Consider the following 13,207-nt stretch of genomic DNA (forward strand, 5'->3'; position numbering starts at 1 on the left):
CTCAGGAGAAAAAGCCCTGGAGGAACCAGGTGGGGGTGACGGTGCGGCGCTCGTAAAGCCCCTGGCGGAACAGCCAGAAACGCTGGCCGGCAGTATCCTCGATGCGGAAATAGTCGCGCGGCGGGGCCTCTTCGCCATCGATCCACCATTCCGGCGCCAGACGCTCGGGACCTTCGGCCCGGGTGATGCGGCGCTGAACGCGGCGCCAGCGGAAACTGGCCGGCGGGCCATCGGGAACCGAGGACATGACCTCGACCTGTTCGGGGCGGGCCAGCAGACGAAGTGGCCTTGCGCCGCGGGCGGGCGGTTCGACGCTTTTGGCAAGGGGGGCGGCAGAGGGTGATGCGGTTGGGACAGGGGCGGGCGCCGAAGCCTTCAGGCGGGCCTCTTCACTCAACGGCTGAAAGCCTGACGCGCGATCCGGCCAGTGGCTGGCAAGCGCGACCGGCAGGCGCAGCGCCTTGTCGCCGAGGCGGGCGGAGACCTTGTCGAGAAAGCGGGTCAGGTGCTCGCCCGCCATCTCGGCTTCTTCCGACAAGCCGGCCTGCTGCTCCTGGAAGGTCTCGCTGATCAGCACGTTGAGGCGGAGAAGCTCATAGCCGAAACCGGCATCGAGTTCATCGGCAAGCACGGCGAGGCGCTCGGTAAACAGGGCGCGGATGCGGGCGGGATCGCGCAAGGGGGCGGATGCGCCGACCTCGATGCGGAAGACGCGACCATCGACGCGAAACACCAGGAGCTCGAACAGCCGGCCACCTTCACCACGCGCTTCCAGCGCGGTTTTGAGGCCGGCCGCAAGCCGGGCAGCGAGGTCCAGCACATGCTCCTCGCTGACAATGGGCTCGGCCAGCCGCCGCTCGGCCGACAGGAGCGGCAACAGGCGGCGGGGTGAAATCGGCTCGCCCTCGCGGCCAAGCGCCTGATCGAGGCGGCGCATGGGGGTGGGGCCGAAGCGGCGGGTGATCGGCGCGCGTGCCGCCGCCATCAGGTCGCCGGCCCGTTTCAGCCCGACCCTTGCGAGATTGGCGAGGATCTCCGGCGCGAGACGCAGCGCGGCAATGGGAAGCGGCGCCAGTGCTCTCTCGCTGTCTTCAGGAGCGACCCGGCCGGGACCGCCAAAGCGGCTGCAGGCGCGCGCCAGTCCGGGCGTTGCGGCCACGGCGACGCTGACGGCCAGGCCGAAACCTGTGAGCCTGTGGGTGAGGTCGGCGAGCAGCCTCTCCTCGCCGCCGAACAGATGGGTACAGCCGGTGATGTCGAGAAACAGTCCGTCCTCGCCATCCAGTGCAACCAGTGGCGTATAGCGATCGCACCAGTCGGCAATGGCCTCGAGAAAGGCGCGGTCGGCGGCGGGATCGGCCTCGATGACCTCAAGCGCGACACAGATGGCTTTTGCCTCGGCAAGCCCCTGACCCACGCTCAAGCCAAAGGCTTCGGCGCTTTCATCGAGTGCTGTGAGGCGCATGGCATTGGCGACGCGCCCGACACAGGCGAGCGGCGGGCGTTCAGGATGCGCGCTCGAACCCTTGAATGCGTGTCTGTCCGAGCGCCACGACAGACCCCAGCGGCGGCGCGCGATGCGGTCGGTGGAGAGCCTCGGCAGCCACAGGGACAGGATGCGCTGTTCCGAGGCCTGATGTTGCGTGAGCAAGGGCGTGAAGGCGGCGGTCATGGGGGATCCACTCCAGGGTAAGATCGACAAGTCCCGGCAGACGGGATTTCTCGATTGAGATGTGAAAGACGGGATTCCCGATGCTGCCGCCCAGCAGGGATCCATTGGAAAGAGGCCGCGCCGCCGCCGGTGCGGGCCTGACGAACAGGCGGAAGGCGGCACTTGACGCCTCTTCCTCACCCGCTTGTCTCAAGATCAGCAGCCGACCGCCGGTGCTGCGGGCCTTGAGGCTCAGCCGGCGGCTTTCGGTGAGACCGAATTTCTTGAGATTGCCATGCACCTCCAGGAGCACGGTGGAGAAGGCCCGCGAGGTGAGCGCCGCCTCCGTGAGCCACAATGCATCCTCGATGCGGCGTGGCAGCGCATGCACCAGTTCGGAAGCCGAGAGGCCATAATGGCCAAGACCGGGCGCATAGATCAGGCCCGCTTCCCGCACGACATGCGGATCGGCGATGAAGAGGCAGGGGCGTGATGCGGACGGCTTTTCTGCGCCGGGCTCGACCGCAGACATCATTGCGAGCGACAGGCCAAAGCCGGAGAGCGCACCGGCCTGCTGCAACCGGTCGCCGCGCAGTTCGATCATGCTGCCTTCTGCCGTCCATTCGGCGGCCAGCGGAGCAAAGATGGCTTCGGCTTCGGATGTTCCGGGGTGGTCAACCTGTTGCTCTTGCTGGTCGTCCGGCAGGTCTGGTCCGTCCGCCGTGGCAGCCAGACGGGCGGCATGGTCGGGCTTTCCCTCGATACGGGCAATTGCTTGCCTGAGGGCAAAAAGCTCTTCCTTCGCCGAAGGCCGCGGGCCCATGACGTTCTCCGTTAATCAGATGTTCCTCATTTGTTCTTATGGATTCCAGAGCTTGCCGCAAGAGTCAACGGGGATGAATATAAGAATTTATTCCTCCCTTGAATTCACTCTCGAAATCCTGTCGCAAAACCCCTATATGTGCGGGCATGTAAGGAGTATCCATGGCCCGCATAGATCAGAGCGAGGATTGGCAGGAACGGCATGCGCCGACGATCAGCACGTTCGAGTCGCTGGCGATCGAGGCCTATGGCCGGTTGCCGCAGGAATTTCGCGACCTGAGCCGCGATCTCATCATCGAGATCACCGATTTTCCGACCGATGAAGTCTTCGAAGACATGGCGCTCGAAACCCCCTTTGATCTGCTCGGCCTGTTTGAAGGGCGCGGCATTTCGGAGCGATTTTCCATGGAAACCGGCATGATGCCGAACCGCATCACGCTTTATCGCCGTCCTATCCTCGATTACTGGGCGGAGAACGAAGAAACGCTGGGCGATATCATTACCCATGTACTGATCCATGAAATCGGACATCACTTCGGCCTGTCCGACGATGACATGGAGCGGATCGAAGAAAGCGCCGAAGAGGCCGCTGCCGCCGAGCGCTGAGCCCAGGGCGATCTACCTCACACCTTGCGCCTGCACCTTCCGAATTGAGCGGACATGATGTCAGTTGCTTGCGCTACAGCGCCGTGCGCCAAACATGGCGCACAAAGGTTCGCTGTAGCGCTTTATATCTGCTGCATAATTTTCACCTTAAATCGATTCCGATTTAAGGAATTATGCAGTAGGTGCGGGTTTCCCATGGCCAAACCGCGCCCGATAGGCGGCGGGGCTTGTCGACAGGCGGGTGCGGAAATGGTGGCGGAGCGTGGCCGGCGTGCCGAAGCCGGCTGCAAGCGCCACATCATTCAGCGAAATTCCCGACTTGCGTTCCAAGAGGTCGCAGGCATGGCGCAGCCGGCGGGTGAGAAGGAAATCGCCGGGTGATGCGCCGGTCATCTCCTTGAACCGTCGTTGGAACGTGCGGATACTCATGCCGCTTTGCGCCGCCATTTCGGTCAGCGTTACCTCCCGGTGCAGATTGGCGTCGATCCAGTCGATCAGTGGCCCAAGTCTGCGGCCTTCGCGCTCCTCCGGGACGGGACGGAGGATGAACTGCGCCTGGCCGCCTTCGCGATGCGGCGGCACGACCAGGCGACGTGCCACGCTGTTTGCCGCCTCGGCGCCGAAATCGCGGCGCACCACATGCAGGCAGAGATCGATGCCGGCCGCACTGCCGGCGGCCGTCAGCATGTCGCCCTCATCGACATAAAGCACGTCCGGATCGAGTTGAATGGCCGGATGACGGGCGGCGATCGCATCGACATAGCGCCAGTGAGTGGTGGCGCGACGGCCATCGAGAAGGCCGGTTGCGGCGAGCACCGCAACACCGGAGCAGAGCGACATCAGACGGGCGCCCCGGGCATGGGCGGCGCGCAGGGCAGCGATGAGAGAGGGTGGGACAGGCTCGTTGATACCGCGCCAGCCAGGCACGACGATAAGATCTGCCTCTTCCAGCAAGGAGAGATCGCCAGACGCGGTCACGCTCAAGCCGCCGGCGGCCCGCAAGGGGCCAGGTTCGATGGCAGCCGTGGCATGGCGATACCAGTTGCAGCCCATTTCGGGCCGTGACAGGCCGAACACCTCCACCGCCGCACCGAACTCGAAGGTGCAAAGGCCGTCATAGGCGAGGGTCACGACGCGCGGTCCGGCAAGCGGGGAGGCTGTGAAAGGGGAGGCGGCTTCACGGGACTGTTCACGCTGCGTGGTTGTGACTAACATTGGCATGATCTTGACGCTTGTTGGCATGCTGGCCAGTTTCGCCACATCGCGCAAAAAGGCAAGGTGCTTTCACCAGACCAAGAAAGGAGCCTTCGCATGCCAAGCCTCACCTCAAGCCGCACGCCTAGCCTCGTCACCGAATTTCCTGCCGCCGAGCCTGGCCTTGTCGAAGCGCATTATGCGGCGCGCCTGGCCTTCGAGACGGATTGCTGGGATGTGCATGCGACCATGGAAAAAGGCGAGCCGGATTTCGTGCTGCTCGACGTGCGCGGACCGGCCTTGTTCGAGCGTGGCCATGTGCCGGGCGCCATCAACCTGCCGCATGGCAAGATGACGGAACGGAAGATGGCGGAATGGCCTGAGGACACGCTGTTCGTCGTCTATTGCGCCGGGCCGCATTGCAACGGCACCGACCGTGCGGCCCTGCGGCTGGCAAGGCTCAAGCGCAAGGTCAAGGTGATGATCGGCGGCATGACCGGCTGGGCGGATGAAGGGTTTGCGGTGGAAAGTGGCGGGTTGCAGGCTGTCCGCTGAGCCCTGATGGTGAGGGCGGGAACGGGCGGCCATAAGGGCCGCCCGCCTGCGCGGCAATCAGCGTTCCCGATGGAGAACCATGCCGCCGTGATAGAGGATGTCATCGCGGAAATCGCCATCGGCGGTGAAACCGGTATCGTCCCAGTATTCGATATGCGTTCCGGTCACTTCATAACGGCCGAGATAGGCGCGTTCGCGGTTGCCGCGGGCTTCGACATAGCGATTGTCGGGCAGGAGTTCGTGGCGAACCGATCGATCTTTCGTGACCCAGAGGCCGACATAGGGGTGGGATGCAGGCTTTTTCTCTCCGGTATCACTCATGGTGTCAGCTCCCCCTTTCCCAGGACGTCCGCGATGGTTTCCGGCTCGACCACCCAGGCATAGTTCAGCTCCTGGCGGATCTTCCAGTTGCCGTCCCTGCAGGTCCAGCCGAGCTGCGAGCGGCCGTCGAAGGCCAGAACCTCGCCGTTCAGCCGTTCCAGCCGTCCGACGAAACCCAGTGTGGTGGATGCGACATTGCCGTCGAGAAGCTGGTCATGGCCCGATGTCAGGCCGTGGCGCACGGAGCGCGCGGCGTTTTGCAGATCTTCCCAATTGGCGCCGTAGCGGGCGGAATCGGTGAAGAGCTGTGTCTGGCCGGGGGCGAAATTGTCGTAGAACACGCCTTCCGTATGGGTGAGGTCGTAGTAGCGCTGCATCTTCGTTGCAAAGACGAAGGCCGGGTCGGCTTCGCGCCGTTCCCAGCCCTCCATGATCCAGTCACGGTGCAATTCGAGCGGGCTTTCGCTGCCGCTCGCCGGGCAGTCCTTGTCAGCCGCGAAACCGGCTGCCGGCGCAAGGAGCGCGGGGAGTGCGAGCAGAGCCAATGCCAGCGTCCGGCTCAGTCTGATGAGTGTGGTCATGGAAACATCCTTTCTTGAGGCATCTCACATCGGCCGGGGCGGATCGCCTTGCCGATGTGGAGACCCTAGACGGAACGGATTGTCGCCGGTATCCAGTCAGTCGTGACCATATTGGTGAGGTATGCTTTACAATGATGCCGGATCTGAACCTTCTGCCGGTGTTTCTCGCTGTTGCAGAGGAGGAGAGTTTTGCCGGTGCGGCCCGCCGCCTCGGCGTCACCCGGTCGGCGGTGAGCCAGGGCGTGCAGCGGCTGGAGAACGCCTGCGGCATTGCGCTTGTGGTGCGCACGACGCGCAGCGTGCGGCTGACGGAAGCCGGAAGCCGGCTGCTTCAGCATCTCGGGCAGCCGATGGCGGAAATCGGCGCGGCGTTGGAGGGGCTGGGCGGCGATGCGCGACCGGCGGGGCACCTGAAGATTGCCGTGACCTCGATTGCCGATGCCTTTCTTTCAGGACCGCTCCTTGGCAGCTTCGCCGAGGCGCATCCGGATATCACCATCGACGTGACGGTGACCGACGAGACGTGGGACATCGTTTCCCGCGGCTTCGATGCCGGAGTGCGGCTCGGCGAGGTGATCGAGCGGGACATGGTGGCGATCCCGCTGACCGGGGCGCAGTGCGAGGCCGTCGTGGCCTCCCCCGCCTATCTCGAACGTCACGGGGTGCCGCAGCATCCGAGCGACCTTTCCGGCCATCGCTGCATCGCCTGGCGTCCGGCGCCGGACGAGGTGCCGGCACCCTGGGAGTTCGAGGAGGCGGGGCGGACATTTGCGGTGGCCTTGACCCCGCAGATCACGACCAACGATCTGCGCCTGATGCTGCGTATGGCGCTGGCGGGTGCTGGGCTCACCTATGCCGTGCGGGAGACCTTCGAGCCGTATCTGGCCCGTGGGGAACTGGTTTCCGTTCTCGACGACTATCTTGAGCCTTATCCCGGCTTCTATCTCTACTTTCCCAACCGCCGCAACATGGCGCCGAAACTGCGCGCGCTTGTCGATCACGTGCAGCGCTATCGCCGCGGACGAGGGGCCGGCTGACGGGAGAGTTCAACCGGCCAGATGGGCGAATTCGGCGACGACCGCGTCATAGACGGCGCGTTTGAAGGGCACGATCAGGCCGGGCAGATCCTGCATCGGCTTCCAGGCCCATTCATCGAATTCGGCCGTGTGGCCGCCCGGCGGCGGGTTGATCATGATCTCGCTCTCGTCACCTTCAAAGCGGAAGGCGAACCAGCGCTGGGTCTGGCCGCGATATTTGCCGCGCAGTCCGATGCCGATCAGGTGAGGGGGAAGGTCGTAATTGATCCAGCGGCCGGCCTCGGCCAGCAGCGAAACGGTCTTGATGCCGGTCTCTTCGTAGAGTTCGCGGATCGCGGCGGGAAGTGGGTCTTCGCCGGGGTCGATGCCGCCCTGGGGCATTTGCCAGAGCTGCGGCGAGCCGTCATATTCCGAATTGCCTTCCGAAATGCGGCGTCCGGCCCAGACCCGGCCCTCACGATTGAGCACCATGATGCCGACGCAGGGGCGATAGGGTAGATCCTCGGCGCGAACAGGAGGCTTTTCGATTTCAGAGCTCATGGGATCTCGTTCCTGGCGTGAAAGGTCACTCGGCGGCGATCGCGGAGACACCGACAATCTCGACACCGCGGCTGACGGCTTCGTCGCGCCATTTGGCGACCGCGTCAATGGTCTCGTCGAAGGCGGCACCCACGCCGATCGCCTGGCCATTGCGCCGGGCGATGCGTTCCAGTTCGTCGAGCTTGGCGAGGATCGCCTGGCGGTCGATCTGGCTGTCGATGACGACATCGGCAAAGGCCTGCGGAAAGCCGATTGCCTTGGCGAAATCGCCGGACAGCGAGCGGGCGGTCGAGCCATCATCAAGGAAGAGCAGGCCGCGGGCCGCGATGTCGCGCATGACGGGATCCATGGCCTTGTCATCGGCCAGGAACCGACCACCCATATAGTTCATGATGCCCGTGTAATTGGTGATCTGGCCCATGGCCTTGTGCAGATTCTTGAGATTGGTCGCAGCATTCGCCTCGGCAATCAGCGTATTGCGGCCGGGATCATTGTTCGGATAGTCGAAGGGCTCCATTGGCACCTGCAACAGCACTTCATGGCCCTTGCGGCGGGCCTCTTGCATCCAGCGCGTCAGGCTATTGCCGGTGGCGGCAAAGGCAAGGGTCACGTCTTCCGGCAGATCGTGCACGGCCTTCTGGCTGCCGGTCTGGCTGAGGCCGATGCCGCCGATGACGATTGCAATGCGGGTGCCGCGCGCGCCGGACCAGGGACGGGCGTAGTAATCGACAGGGCGCAGGCCGGAGGCCGAGACGATCGGCAGGCGGCCTTCCGGCGTATCCTCGAGCAGATCATCATTGGGCTGGCCGGCAAGCCGTGGATCCTGCGTCTCCGACGCCCCGATGATGACGGGTCCCGACCGCGAGGAAGGGGTGAAGGTGGTGACGACATTGCCGTCGTCTGTCGTGGTGCGCCTGACATTGGCGCCGTCGCGCGGGCCGCTTGTCGGCAGGCCGCCTGCACTGTCCAGGGGCTCACGCTCGGTTCCGGCGATCGCGATCGTCGGTTCCTCGGATTTTTCAGCAAGGGTAATCGGCGGGTCTTGCGACAGGGGAAGAGGCGTCAGCGATGTCCAAAGGGAGACGCCGACCAGCGCAAGGCCAGCCAGAACAGAAGAGAGCGTGGATAGACGCGGGCGTGGCTTCTTGCCTTTGCCGCCCTTTCGCTCCTGACCGAGCGGTGCATGCAGATCCATGCCGAGACTTCCGGTAGTTGGGGCGGATCACGAAGACCCGAACGCCCGCGTCAGGATGGTGACGCGGGCGGCGGTTTGAGACTGTTACTGCAGGGAGGCCTTTTGCGGATCTGCCGGGAAGGCCGGATCCGTCTTGTTGCCGCGCAGAAGATCGAGTGCGTGGTTCAACTGAACGTCGTCCTTGGCTTCCGGCGGCACATAGGCGATCGAGCCCGAGCCTTCGTCGCTTTCGTTCTGGCCCTTGATGTGGCCGGGAAGCGCGGATTCACCCTCGGAGCGCACCTTGCCCTGAAGTTCTTCCGGCAGCGGCTGCTCGATCTTGATGTCCGGCTCGATGCCGGTGCCCTGGATCGAACGGCCCGACGGCGTGTAGTAGAGCGCCGTGGTCAGGCGCAGCGCGCCCTTTTCGCCCATCGGGATGATGGTCTGGACGGAGCCCTTGCCGAAGGAGCGGGTGCCGAGCACCGTTGCACGCTTCAGATCCTGCAGGGCGCCTGCGACGATTTCAGACGCGGAGGCCGAACCGCCGTTGACGAGCACGATCACCGGCTTGCCGTCGGTCATATCGCCGGCAGACGCGTTGAAGCGACGGGTATCCTGCGGATCGCGCGAGCGGGTGGAGACCACTTCGCCCTGTTCCAGGAAGGCGTCCGAGACGTAGATGGCCTGATCGAGCAGGCCGCCCGGATTGAGGCGCAGGTCAAGCACGTAGCCCTTGAGCTTGTCTTCCGGCACTTCCTTCTTGATCTTCTCGATTGCGGCTTCGAGATCGTCAAAGGTCTTTTCGGTGAAGGAGATGACGCGGAGATAACCGACATCGCCTTCGACGCGCGACTTGACGGCGCGGATCGGGATGATTTCACGGGTCACCGTGATTTCGATCGGCTTGTCGGCGCCCTTGCGCAGGATCGTCAGCTTGATCGGCGTGTTGACCGCGCCGCGCATCTTCTCGACCGCTTCCTCAAGCTTGAGACCGCGCACGCTTTCGCCGTTGATGTCGGAGATGAAGTCGCCGGCGAGGATGCCGGCCTTGGCGCCCGGCGTGTCGTCGATCGGCGTGATGACCTTGACGAGTTCCTCTTCCATGGTGACTTCGATGCCGATCCCGCCGAATTCGCCGCGGGTCTGCGTCTGCATGTCTTCCGCATCCTTGGCGTTCATGTAGACGGAATGCGGATCCAGCGAGGTGAGCATGCCGTTGATGGCGCTCTCGACCAGCTTGTTTTCATCCGGCGGCGTGACGTATTGGGCGCGGATGCGCTCGAACACATCGCCGAAGATCGACAGTTCCTTGTAGGTGGACGCACCCGCCGCCTGGGCGGGAACGCCTGCCGAATAGATGACGCTCATCGCGGTTGCGCCCATCAGTGCGCCGACGAGGAGAAGAGAGACCCTACGAATCATTCTGTGCCTTTCCAGAATCGCCTCCTGCCCACCAGGGACGGGAATCAACCGGTTTACCGTCTTTTCGAAGTTCAATGTAAAGAGTTGGCCTGTCCGTTTCCAGCGCCAAAGCGGTCGCACTGGCCACTCTTTTTTCACCCATGGTCGCCAGGGGCTCGCCCGACAGGACAAACTTGCCCTGGCCCGTGGTGATGCGGTCCATGCCAGACAGCACCATGTGATAGCCGTCGCCCGTGTTCAGAATGATCATCTGACCGTAGCTTCTGAAATTGCCTGCGAAAACCACCCATCCGTCCGCCGGCGCTGTCACGAGCGCGCCAGGTTGCGAGGCGATGACGGTTCCCAATGCCTGATGCCCTGTGCCATCCGGATCGCCGAACTGGCGCAGGGTTTCTCCCGCAACCGGCAGCTCCAGCTTTTCCTTCAATTCGGAGAACGCATATGCGGGCGCAATACGGTTTTTATCAGGCAATCCCGATTGCACCAAATCACGAGCCCGTGCCCGCTGCTCCTCGCTCATTTCGGCGCGGCGTGCCTCTTCGGCGCGGGCAAGATCGGCTGCCTGGCGAACCGAGGTGATCTCATCCTCCAGGGAGCGGATAAGCGATTCCATCGTCGTTGCCTGTGCTGCCAGCGCTTCGGCCTGCTTGCGCTCGGCCTGCAATTGCAGCGAATTGGTTCGCGCCAGCCGGTCGTTTTCGGCAAGCAGGAGGTCCATGCGGCGCTCCTCTTCCTGCCGGGTGGCAATCGCGGCCACGAGTTTCTCCATTTCGACGCGGCTGGTATCGCGCAGGGCGATCAATTCCTTCAGGTCGGCGGCCAGTTTGTCGGTTTCGGCGCGCACGCCAGGAACGACCGCACCCAGCACGATGGCGGTGCGGACAGAGGCCAGCGCATCTTCAGGGCTTACCAGCAGCGCGGGCGGTGGATTGCGCCCCATGCGTTGCAAGGCAGCAAGGACTTCGGCAAGCACGGCCCGACGACCCTTGAAGGAGGCGCGGATCGCATCTTCCCTGAGGCCGATATCGGCGAGGCGCTTTTCGCCCTCGCTGATGCCGGTCTCGATCTCCTTGCGCCGCGCGGCTGACTCGATGAGGGCTGCCTTGATCGTCTCGGAAGACTTGGTCAAGGCGGCGATGCTGGCTTCCAGCTGCGCTGCCTTCTCTTCCGAAAGCTTCATGCTGCGGGCAATTTCCTGCAGTTCGCCGCTCACCTCGTCGCGCTTGGAGCGCAGTTCGAGCGCGGGGTCCTGAGGCTCTTGCGGCTTGACCGTCGTGGTGATGAGATCGTCCCGATCCTGCCGTGGCGGGACCGCGCCTGTTGTTACGGCGGCGTGATCGTCCGGGGCGGCGATTGCCTCTGCACTCGGCATTGCAAAGAGGCCTGCCAGGCATAGCAGGGTGACAGACTGCGCCATGCGGATGGCATTCAAGCCCCGCATCCGGTTTATGGCAGTCAATCTTGTTGCTCTTGGCAAGGTATCTTCCCGTTTCGCCGGGGAAAATACGCTGATTTGCGCGTCTCGCAAAGCGATAAGCGCCATAATTCCGTCACACCCGATGATAGGGGTGACCGGTCAGAATGGTGACCGCACGGTAGAGCTGTTCGGCGATCAGAATGCGTACCAGCTGATGTGGCCAGGTGAGCTTGCCGAGGTTGAGGACAAGACGTGCGCGATCGCGCAATTCCGGGTCAACACCATCGGCGCCACCGATGACAAAGGCCATGTCGCGCTGACCATTGTCGGCAGCATCGCCAACGACCTTGGCAAATTCGGCGCTGTCGAGCGCCTTGCCGCGTTCATCGAGCACGACGATGAACGCGCCATCCGGAACCTGGCGGGAAAGCTCGGCGGCTTCCTCGCGCTTTCGCGTATCGGCATTGCTAGCGCGGCTTTCATTCAGCTCGACGGTGCGGCTGAATTCCAGGCCGCATTGCGGTCCGGCCTTGGCGAAGCGGTCCAGATAACGGGACGCGAGTTCCTTCTCCGGTCCAGCCTTCAGCCGGCCCACGGCATAGATGCCAATCTTCATGCGGCAGTCATCCAAGTCTACGGTCACACAACCGTTTCTATCGGCCGGATTCCTCCGGCCGTGTCAATCCGGCTTTGCGACCATCCGAAAGGACGGCCGGCCGTATCAGTGCAGCCTGTCCTCGATATCGGGAGCCGCCCACATCCGTTCCAGGTTGTAGAATTCGCGAACTTCCGGTCGGAACACATGCACGATGATGTCTCCGGTATCGATCAGCACCCAATCGCCGGTTTCGAGGCCCTCGACACGGGCGGAGCCCAGGCCTTCGTCCTTCAGATCGGAAATGAGATGCTCGCTGATGGCCGTGACATGACGGCTGGAGCGTCCGGATACGACGACCATGTAGTCGCCCAGCGCGGATTTGCCGGCAATGTCGATGGAGACAATGTCTTCTGCTTTCGAGTCCTCGAGACTTGCGAGGACCAGCTCAAGGGCGCGGGCTGCGGCATCGGCGCCACGTTCCACGCTCGTCGGGATAGCGCGAGGAGCGCGTCCCTTGGTGTGTACTGTTGTCAGAGTTCATCCTTTCTTTGGCAACACAGAACAGCACGTCTGCGATCCCTGAAACGGTGATCGCCCTCAAAAGGTGGCATCGATCGGCGATTCTTTCAAGGGATGGCCCGGAAAAGCACTGTTTCCCCCGGCCATGTCAGGGGTTTTTCTGAGCCGTGCGCAGGGCGGTGGAGCTGAGGGTCGAACGAGGTCCGTGAATGAAGGTCCAGGCCGGCGCCTTCTTCTGCCAGAGCACCCCCGCATCCTCCTCATCGATCCGGGCATAATCGAAGGTGCGGGCCATTTTCGACGAGAGATAGGCAAGTGTCGAGCCCGGACGGTCGATGACCGCGATGGGGAAAGTGGAGGCGATCTTCTGCCAGTGCTGCCAGCGGTGGAAGCCGGCGAGATTGTCTGCACCCATCACCCAGACGAAGTGGACGGCCGAGTTGCGGGCGCGGATGTAATCCAGCGTCTTTGCGGTATAGCTCGTACCGAGTGCCTTTTCAAAGGCGGTGACCTTGATGCGCGGATCCTCGGCCATGGCTTCGCAGGCTGAAAGACGGTCGGCGAGCGGCGCAAGCTCCCGGTGGCTTTTCAAGGGATTACCCGGCGTCACCATCCACCAGAGCTGGTGGAGCCCGAGGCGGCGGATGGCAATCTCGGCGACCAGCGTGTGGCCCTGATGCGGCGGATTGAAGGACCCGCCGAACAGGCCCACCACCATGCCCGGCTCGACATGCGGCATGATGGTGTGGCGATGCGCGAGGGCCTGC

Annotated in this window: 15 protein-coding genes; 3 read left to right on the forward strand and 12 right to left on the reverse strand. The window is 63.5% G+C overall.

The window, feature by feature from the left end:
- Nucleotide 1 precedes the first annotated feature (1 nt).
- Nucleotides 2-1,465, reverse strand: coding sequence for a Y-family DNA polymerase (locus FAA97_RS13265; RefSeq protein ID WP_246041491.1), 1,464 nt, complete (start codon nucleotides 1,463-1,465; stop codon nucleotides 2-4).
- A 40-nt stretch (nucleotides 1,466-1,505) separates the two neighbouring features.
- Nucleotides 1,506-2,474, reverse strand: a complete 969-nt coding sequence (locus tag FAA97_RS21305; RefSeq protein ID WP_246041454.1) for a hypothetical protein — start codon at nucleotides 2,472-2,474, stop codon at nucleotides 1,506-1,508.
- A gap of 161 nt (nucleotides 2,475-2,635) precedes the next feature.
- Here FAA97_RS21305 and FAA97_RS13270 point away from each other — a divergent pair, with 161 nt between their 5' ends.
- Nucleotides 2,636-3,079, forward strand: a complete 444-nt coding sequence (locus FAA97_RS13270; RefSeq protein ID WP_136599032.1) for a metallopeptidase family protein — start codon at nucleotides 2,636-2,638, stop codon at nucleotides 3,077-3,079.
- 171 nt (nucleotides 3,080-3,250) lie between these two features.
- Here the strand turns inward: FAA97_RS13270 and ftrA are convergent, their stop codons facing one another.
- Nucleotides 3,251-4,321 (reverse strand): transcriptional regulator FtrA, encoded by a 1,071-nt coding sequence (ftrA, locus tag FAA97_RS13275; protein WP_425467421.1) that lies wholly within the window; start codon nucleotides 4,319-4,321, stop codon nucleotides 3,251-3,253.
- 69 nt (nucleotides 4,322-4,390) lie between these two features.
- On the opposite strand from ftrA, the gene FAA97_RS13280 reads away from it, so the two are divergent.
- Nucleotides 4,391-4,828: a rhodanese-like domain-containing protein gene (locus tag FAA97_RS13280; protein ID WP_136599034.1), complete on the forward strand. Its 438-nt coding sequence runs from the start codon at nucleotides 4,391-4,393 to the stop codon at nucleotides 4,826-4,828.
- Between the two features lie 57 nt (nucleotides 4,829-4,885).
- Here FAA97_RS13280 and FAA97_RS13285 read toward each other — a convergent pair whose 3' ends face one another.
- On the reverse strand, nucleotides 4,886-5,149 hold the full coding sequence (locus FAA97_RS13285; RefSeq protein ID WP_136599035.1) for an Atu4866 domain-containing protein: 264 nt from the start codon (nucleotides 5,147-5,149) through the stop codon (nucleotides 4,886-4,888).
- Nucleotides 5,146-5,730 (reverse strand): hypothetical protein, encoded by a 585-nt coding sequence (locus FAA97_RS13290; protein WP_168800998.1) that lies wholly within the window; start codon nucleotides 5,728-5,730, stop codon nucleotides 5,146-5,148. The genes FAA97_RS13285 and FAA97_RS13290 overlap by 4 nt, the downstream gene beginning before the upstream one ends.
- Before the next feature lie 131 nt (nucleotides 5,731-5,861).
- On the opposite strand from FAA97_RS13290, the gene FAA97_RS13295 reads away from it, so the two are divergent.
- Nucleotides 5,862-6,767 (forward strand): LysR family transcriptional regulator, encoded by a 906-nt coding sequence (locus FAA97_RS13295; protein WP_136599036.1) that lies wholly within the window; start codon nucleotides 5,862-5,864, stop codon nucleotides 6,765-6,767.
- A gap of 9 nt (nucleotides 6,768-6,776) precedes the next feature.
- Here FAA97_RS13295 and FAA97_RS13300 read toward each other — a convergent pair whose 3' ends face one another.
- The 7 genes from FAA97_RS13300 to FAA97_RS13330 all read right to left on the reverse strand — a co-directional run bounded on the left by FAA97_RS13300 (nucleotide 6,777) and on the right by FAA97_RS13330 (nucleotide 13,179).
- Complete coding sequence (locus FAA97_RS13300) at nucleotides 6,777-7,307, reverse strand: RNA pyrophosphohydrolase (RefSeq protein WP_425467422.1); 531 nt, start codon at nucleotides 7,305-7,307, stop codon at nucleotides 6,777-6,779.
- Nucleotides 7,308-7,332: 25 nt separating this feature from the next.
- The gene (locus FAA97_RS13305; RefSeq protein WP_136599037.1) at nucleotides 7,333-8,502 is read right to left on the reverse strand and encodes a divergent polysaccharide deacetylase family protein; all 1,170 of its coding nucleotides are present in this window, start codon (nucleotides 8,500-8,502) and stop codon (nucleotides 7,333-7,335) included.
- An 84-nt stretch (nucleotides 8,503-8,586) separates the two neighbouring features.
- Nucleotides 8,587-9,906 carry a S41 family peptidase gene (locus FAA97_RS13310; RefSeq protein ID WP_136599038.1) on the reverse strand — a complete coding sequence of 440 codons (1,320 nt, stop codon included), beginning with the start codon at nucleotides 9,904-9,906 and terminating at the stop codon, nucleotides 8,587-8,589.
- Nucleotides 9,896-11,278: a murein hydrolase activator EnvC family protein gene (locus FAA97_RS13315; protein WP_136599308.1), complete on the reverse strand. Its 1,383-nt coding sequence runs from the start codon at nucleotides 11,276-11,278 to the stop codon at nucleotides 9,896-9,898. The genes FAA97_RS13310 and FAA97_RS13315 overlap by 11 nt, the downstream gene beginning before the upstream one ends.
- Before the next feature lie 178 nt (nucleotides 11,279-11,456).
- Nucleotides 11,457-11,939, reverse strand: coding sequence for a 23S rRNA (pseudouridine(1915)-N(3))-methyltransferase RlmH (rlmH, locus tag FAA97_RS13320; protein ID WP_136599039.1), 483 nt, complete (start codon nucleotides 11,937-11,939; stop codon nucleotides 11,457-11,459).
- A gap of 105 nt (nucleotides 11,940-12,044) precedes the next feature.
- Nucleotides 12,045-12,455, reverse strand: coding sequence for a ribosome silencing factor (gene rsfS, locus FAA97_RS13325; protein WP_136599040.1), 411 nt, complete (start codon nucleotides 12,453-12,455; stop codon nucleotides 12,045-12,047).
- A gap of 133 nt (nucleotides 12,456-12,588) precedes the next feature.
- Entirely contained in the window at nucleotides 12,589-13,179 is a 591-nt protein-coding gene (locus tag FAA97_RS13330; protein ID WP_206110030.1) for a nicotinate-nucleotide adenylyltransferase, read from the reverse strand.
- Between the last annotated feature and the right edge of the window lie 28 nt (nucleotides 13,180-13,207).

This window comes from Peteryoungia ipomoeae, assembly GCF_004912165.1.
In the GTDB taxonomy this organism is placed as follows: domain Bacteria; phylum Pseudomonadota; class Alphaproteobacteria; order Rhizobiales; family Rhizobiaceae; genus Allorhizobium; species Allorhizobium ipomoeae.

What these genes read in the sequence shown, in the direction of transcription:
- FAA97_RS13265 (WP_246041491.1), bottom strand. Translation starts at nt 1,465, where the DNA reads ATGCGCCTCACAGCACTCGATGAAAGCGCCGAAGCCTTTGGCTTGAGC.
- FAA97_RS21305 (WP_246041454.1), bottom strand. Translation starts at nt 2,474, where the DNA reads ATGGGCCCGCGGCCTTCGGCGAAGGAAGAGCTTTTTGCCCTCAGGCAA.
- FAA97_RS13270 (WP_136599032.1), top strand. Translation starts at nt 2,636, where the DNA reads ATGGCCCGCATAGATCAGAGCGAGGATTGGCAGGAACGGCATGCGCCG.
- ftrA (WP_425467421.1), bottom strand. Translation starts at nt 4,321, where the DNA reads ATGCCAACAAGCGTCAAGATCATGCCAATGTTAGTCACAACCACGCAG.
- FAA97_RS13280 (WP_136599034.1), top strand. Translation starts at nt 4,391, where the DNA reads ATGCCAAGCCTCACCTCAAGCCGCACGCCTAGCCTCGTCACCGAATTT.
- FAA97_RS13285 (WP_136599035.1), bottom strand. Translation starts at nt 5,149, where the DNA reads ATGAGTGATACCGGAGAGAAAAAGCCTGCATCCCACCCCTATGTCGGC.
- FAA97_RS13290 (WP_168800998.1), bottom strand. Translation starts at nt 5,730, where the DNA reads ATGACCACACTCATCAGACTGAGCCGGACGCTGGCATTGGCTCTGCTC.
- FAA97_RS13295 (WP_136599036.1), top strand. Translation starts at nt 5,862, where the DNA reads ATGATGCCGGATCTGAACCTTCTGCCGGTGTTTCTCGCTGTTGCAGAG.
- FAA97_RS13300 (WP_425467422.1), bottom strand. Translation starts at nt 7,307, where the DNA reads ATGAGCTCTGAAATCGAAAAGCCTCCTGTTCGCGCCGAGGATCTACCC.
- FAA97_RS13305 (WP_136599037.1), bottom strand. Translation starts at nt 8,502, where the DNA reads ATGGATCTGCATGCACCGCTCGGTCAGGAGCGAAAGGGCGGCAAAGGC.
- FAA97_RS13310 (WP_136599038.1), bottom strand. Translation starts at nt 9,906, where the DNA reads ATGATTCGTAGGGTCTCTCTTCTCCTCGTCGGCGCACTGATGGGCGCA.
- FAA97_RS13315 (WP_136599308.1), bottom strand. Translation starts at nt 11,278, where the DNA reads ATGCCGAGTGCAGAGGCAATCGCCGCCCCGGACGATCACGCCGCCGTA.
- rlmH (WP_136599039.1), bottom strand. Translation starts at nt 11,939, where the DNA reads ATGAAGATTGGCATCTATGCCGTGGGCCGGCTGAAGGCTGGACCGGAG.
- FAA97_RS13330 (WP_206110030.1), bottom strand. Translation starts at nt 13,179, where the DNA reads ATGCCGCATGTCGAGCCGGGCATGGTGGTGGGCCTGTTCGGCGGGTCC.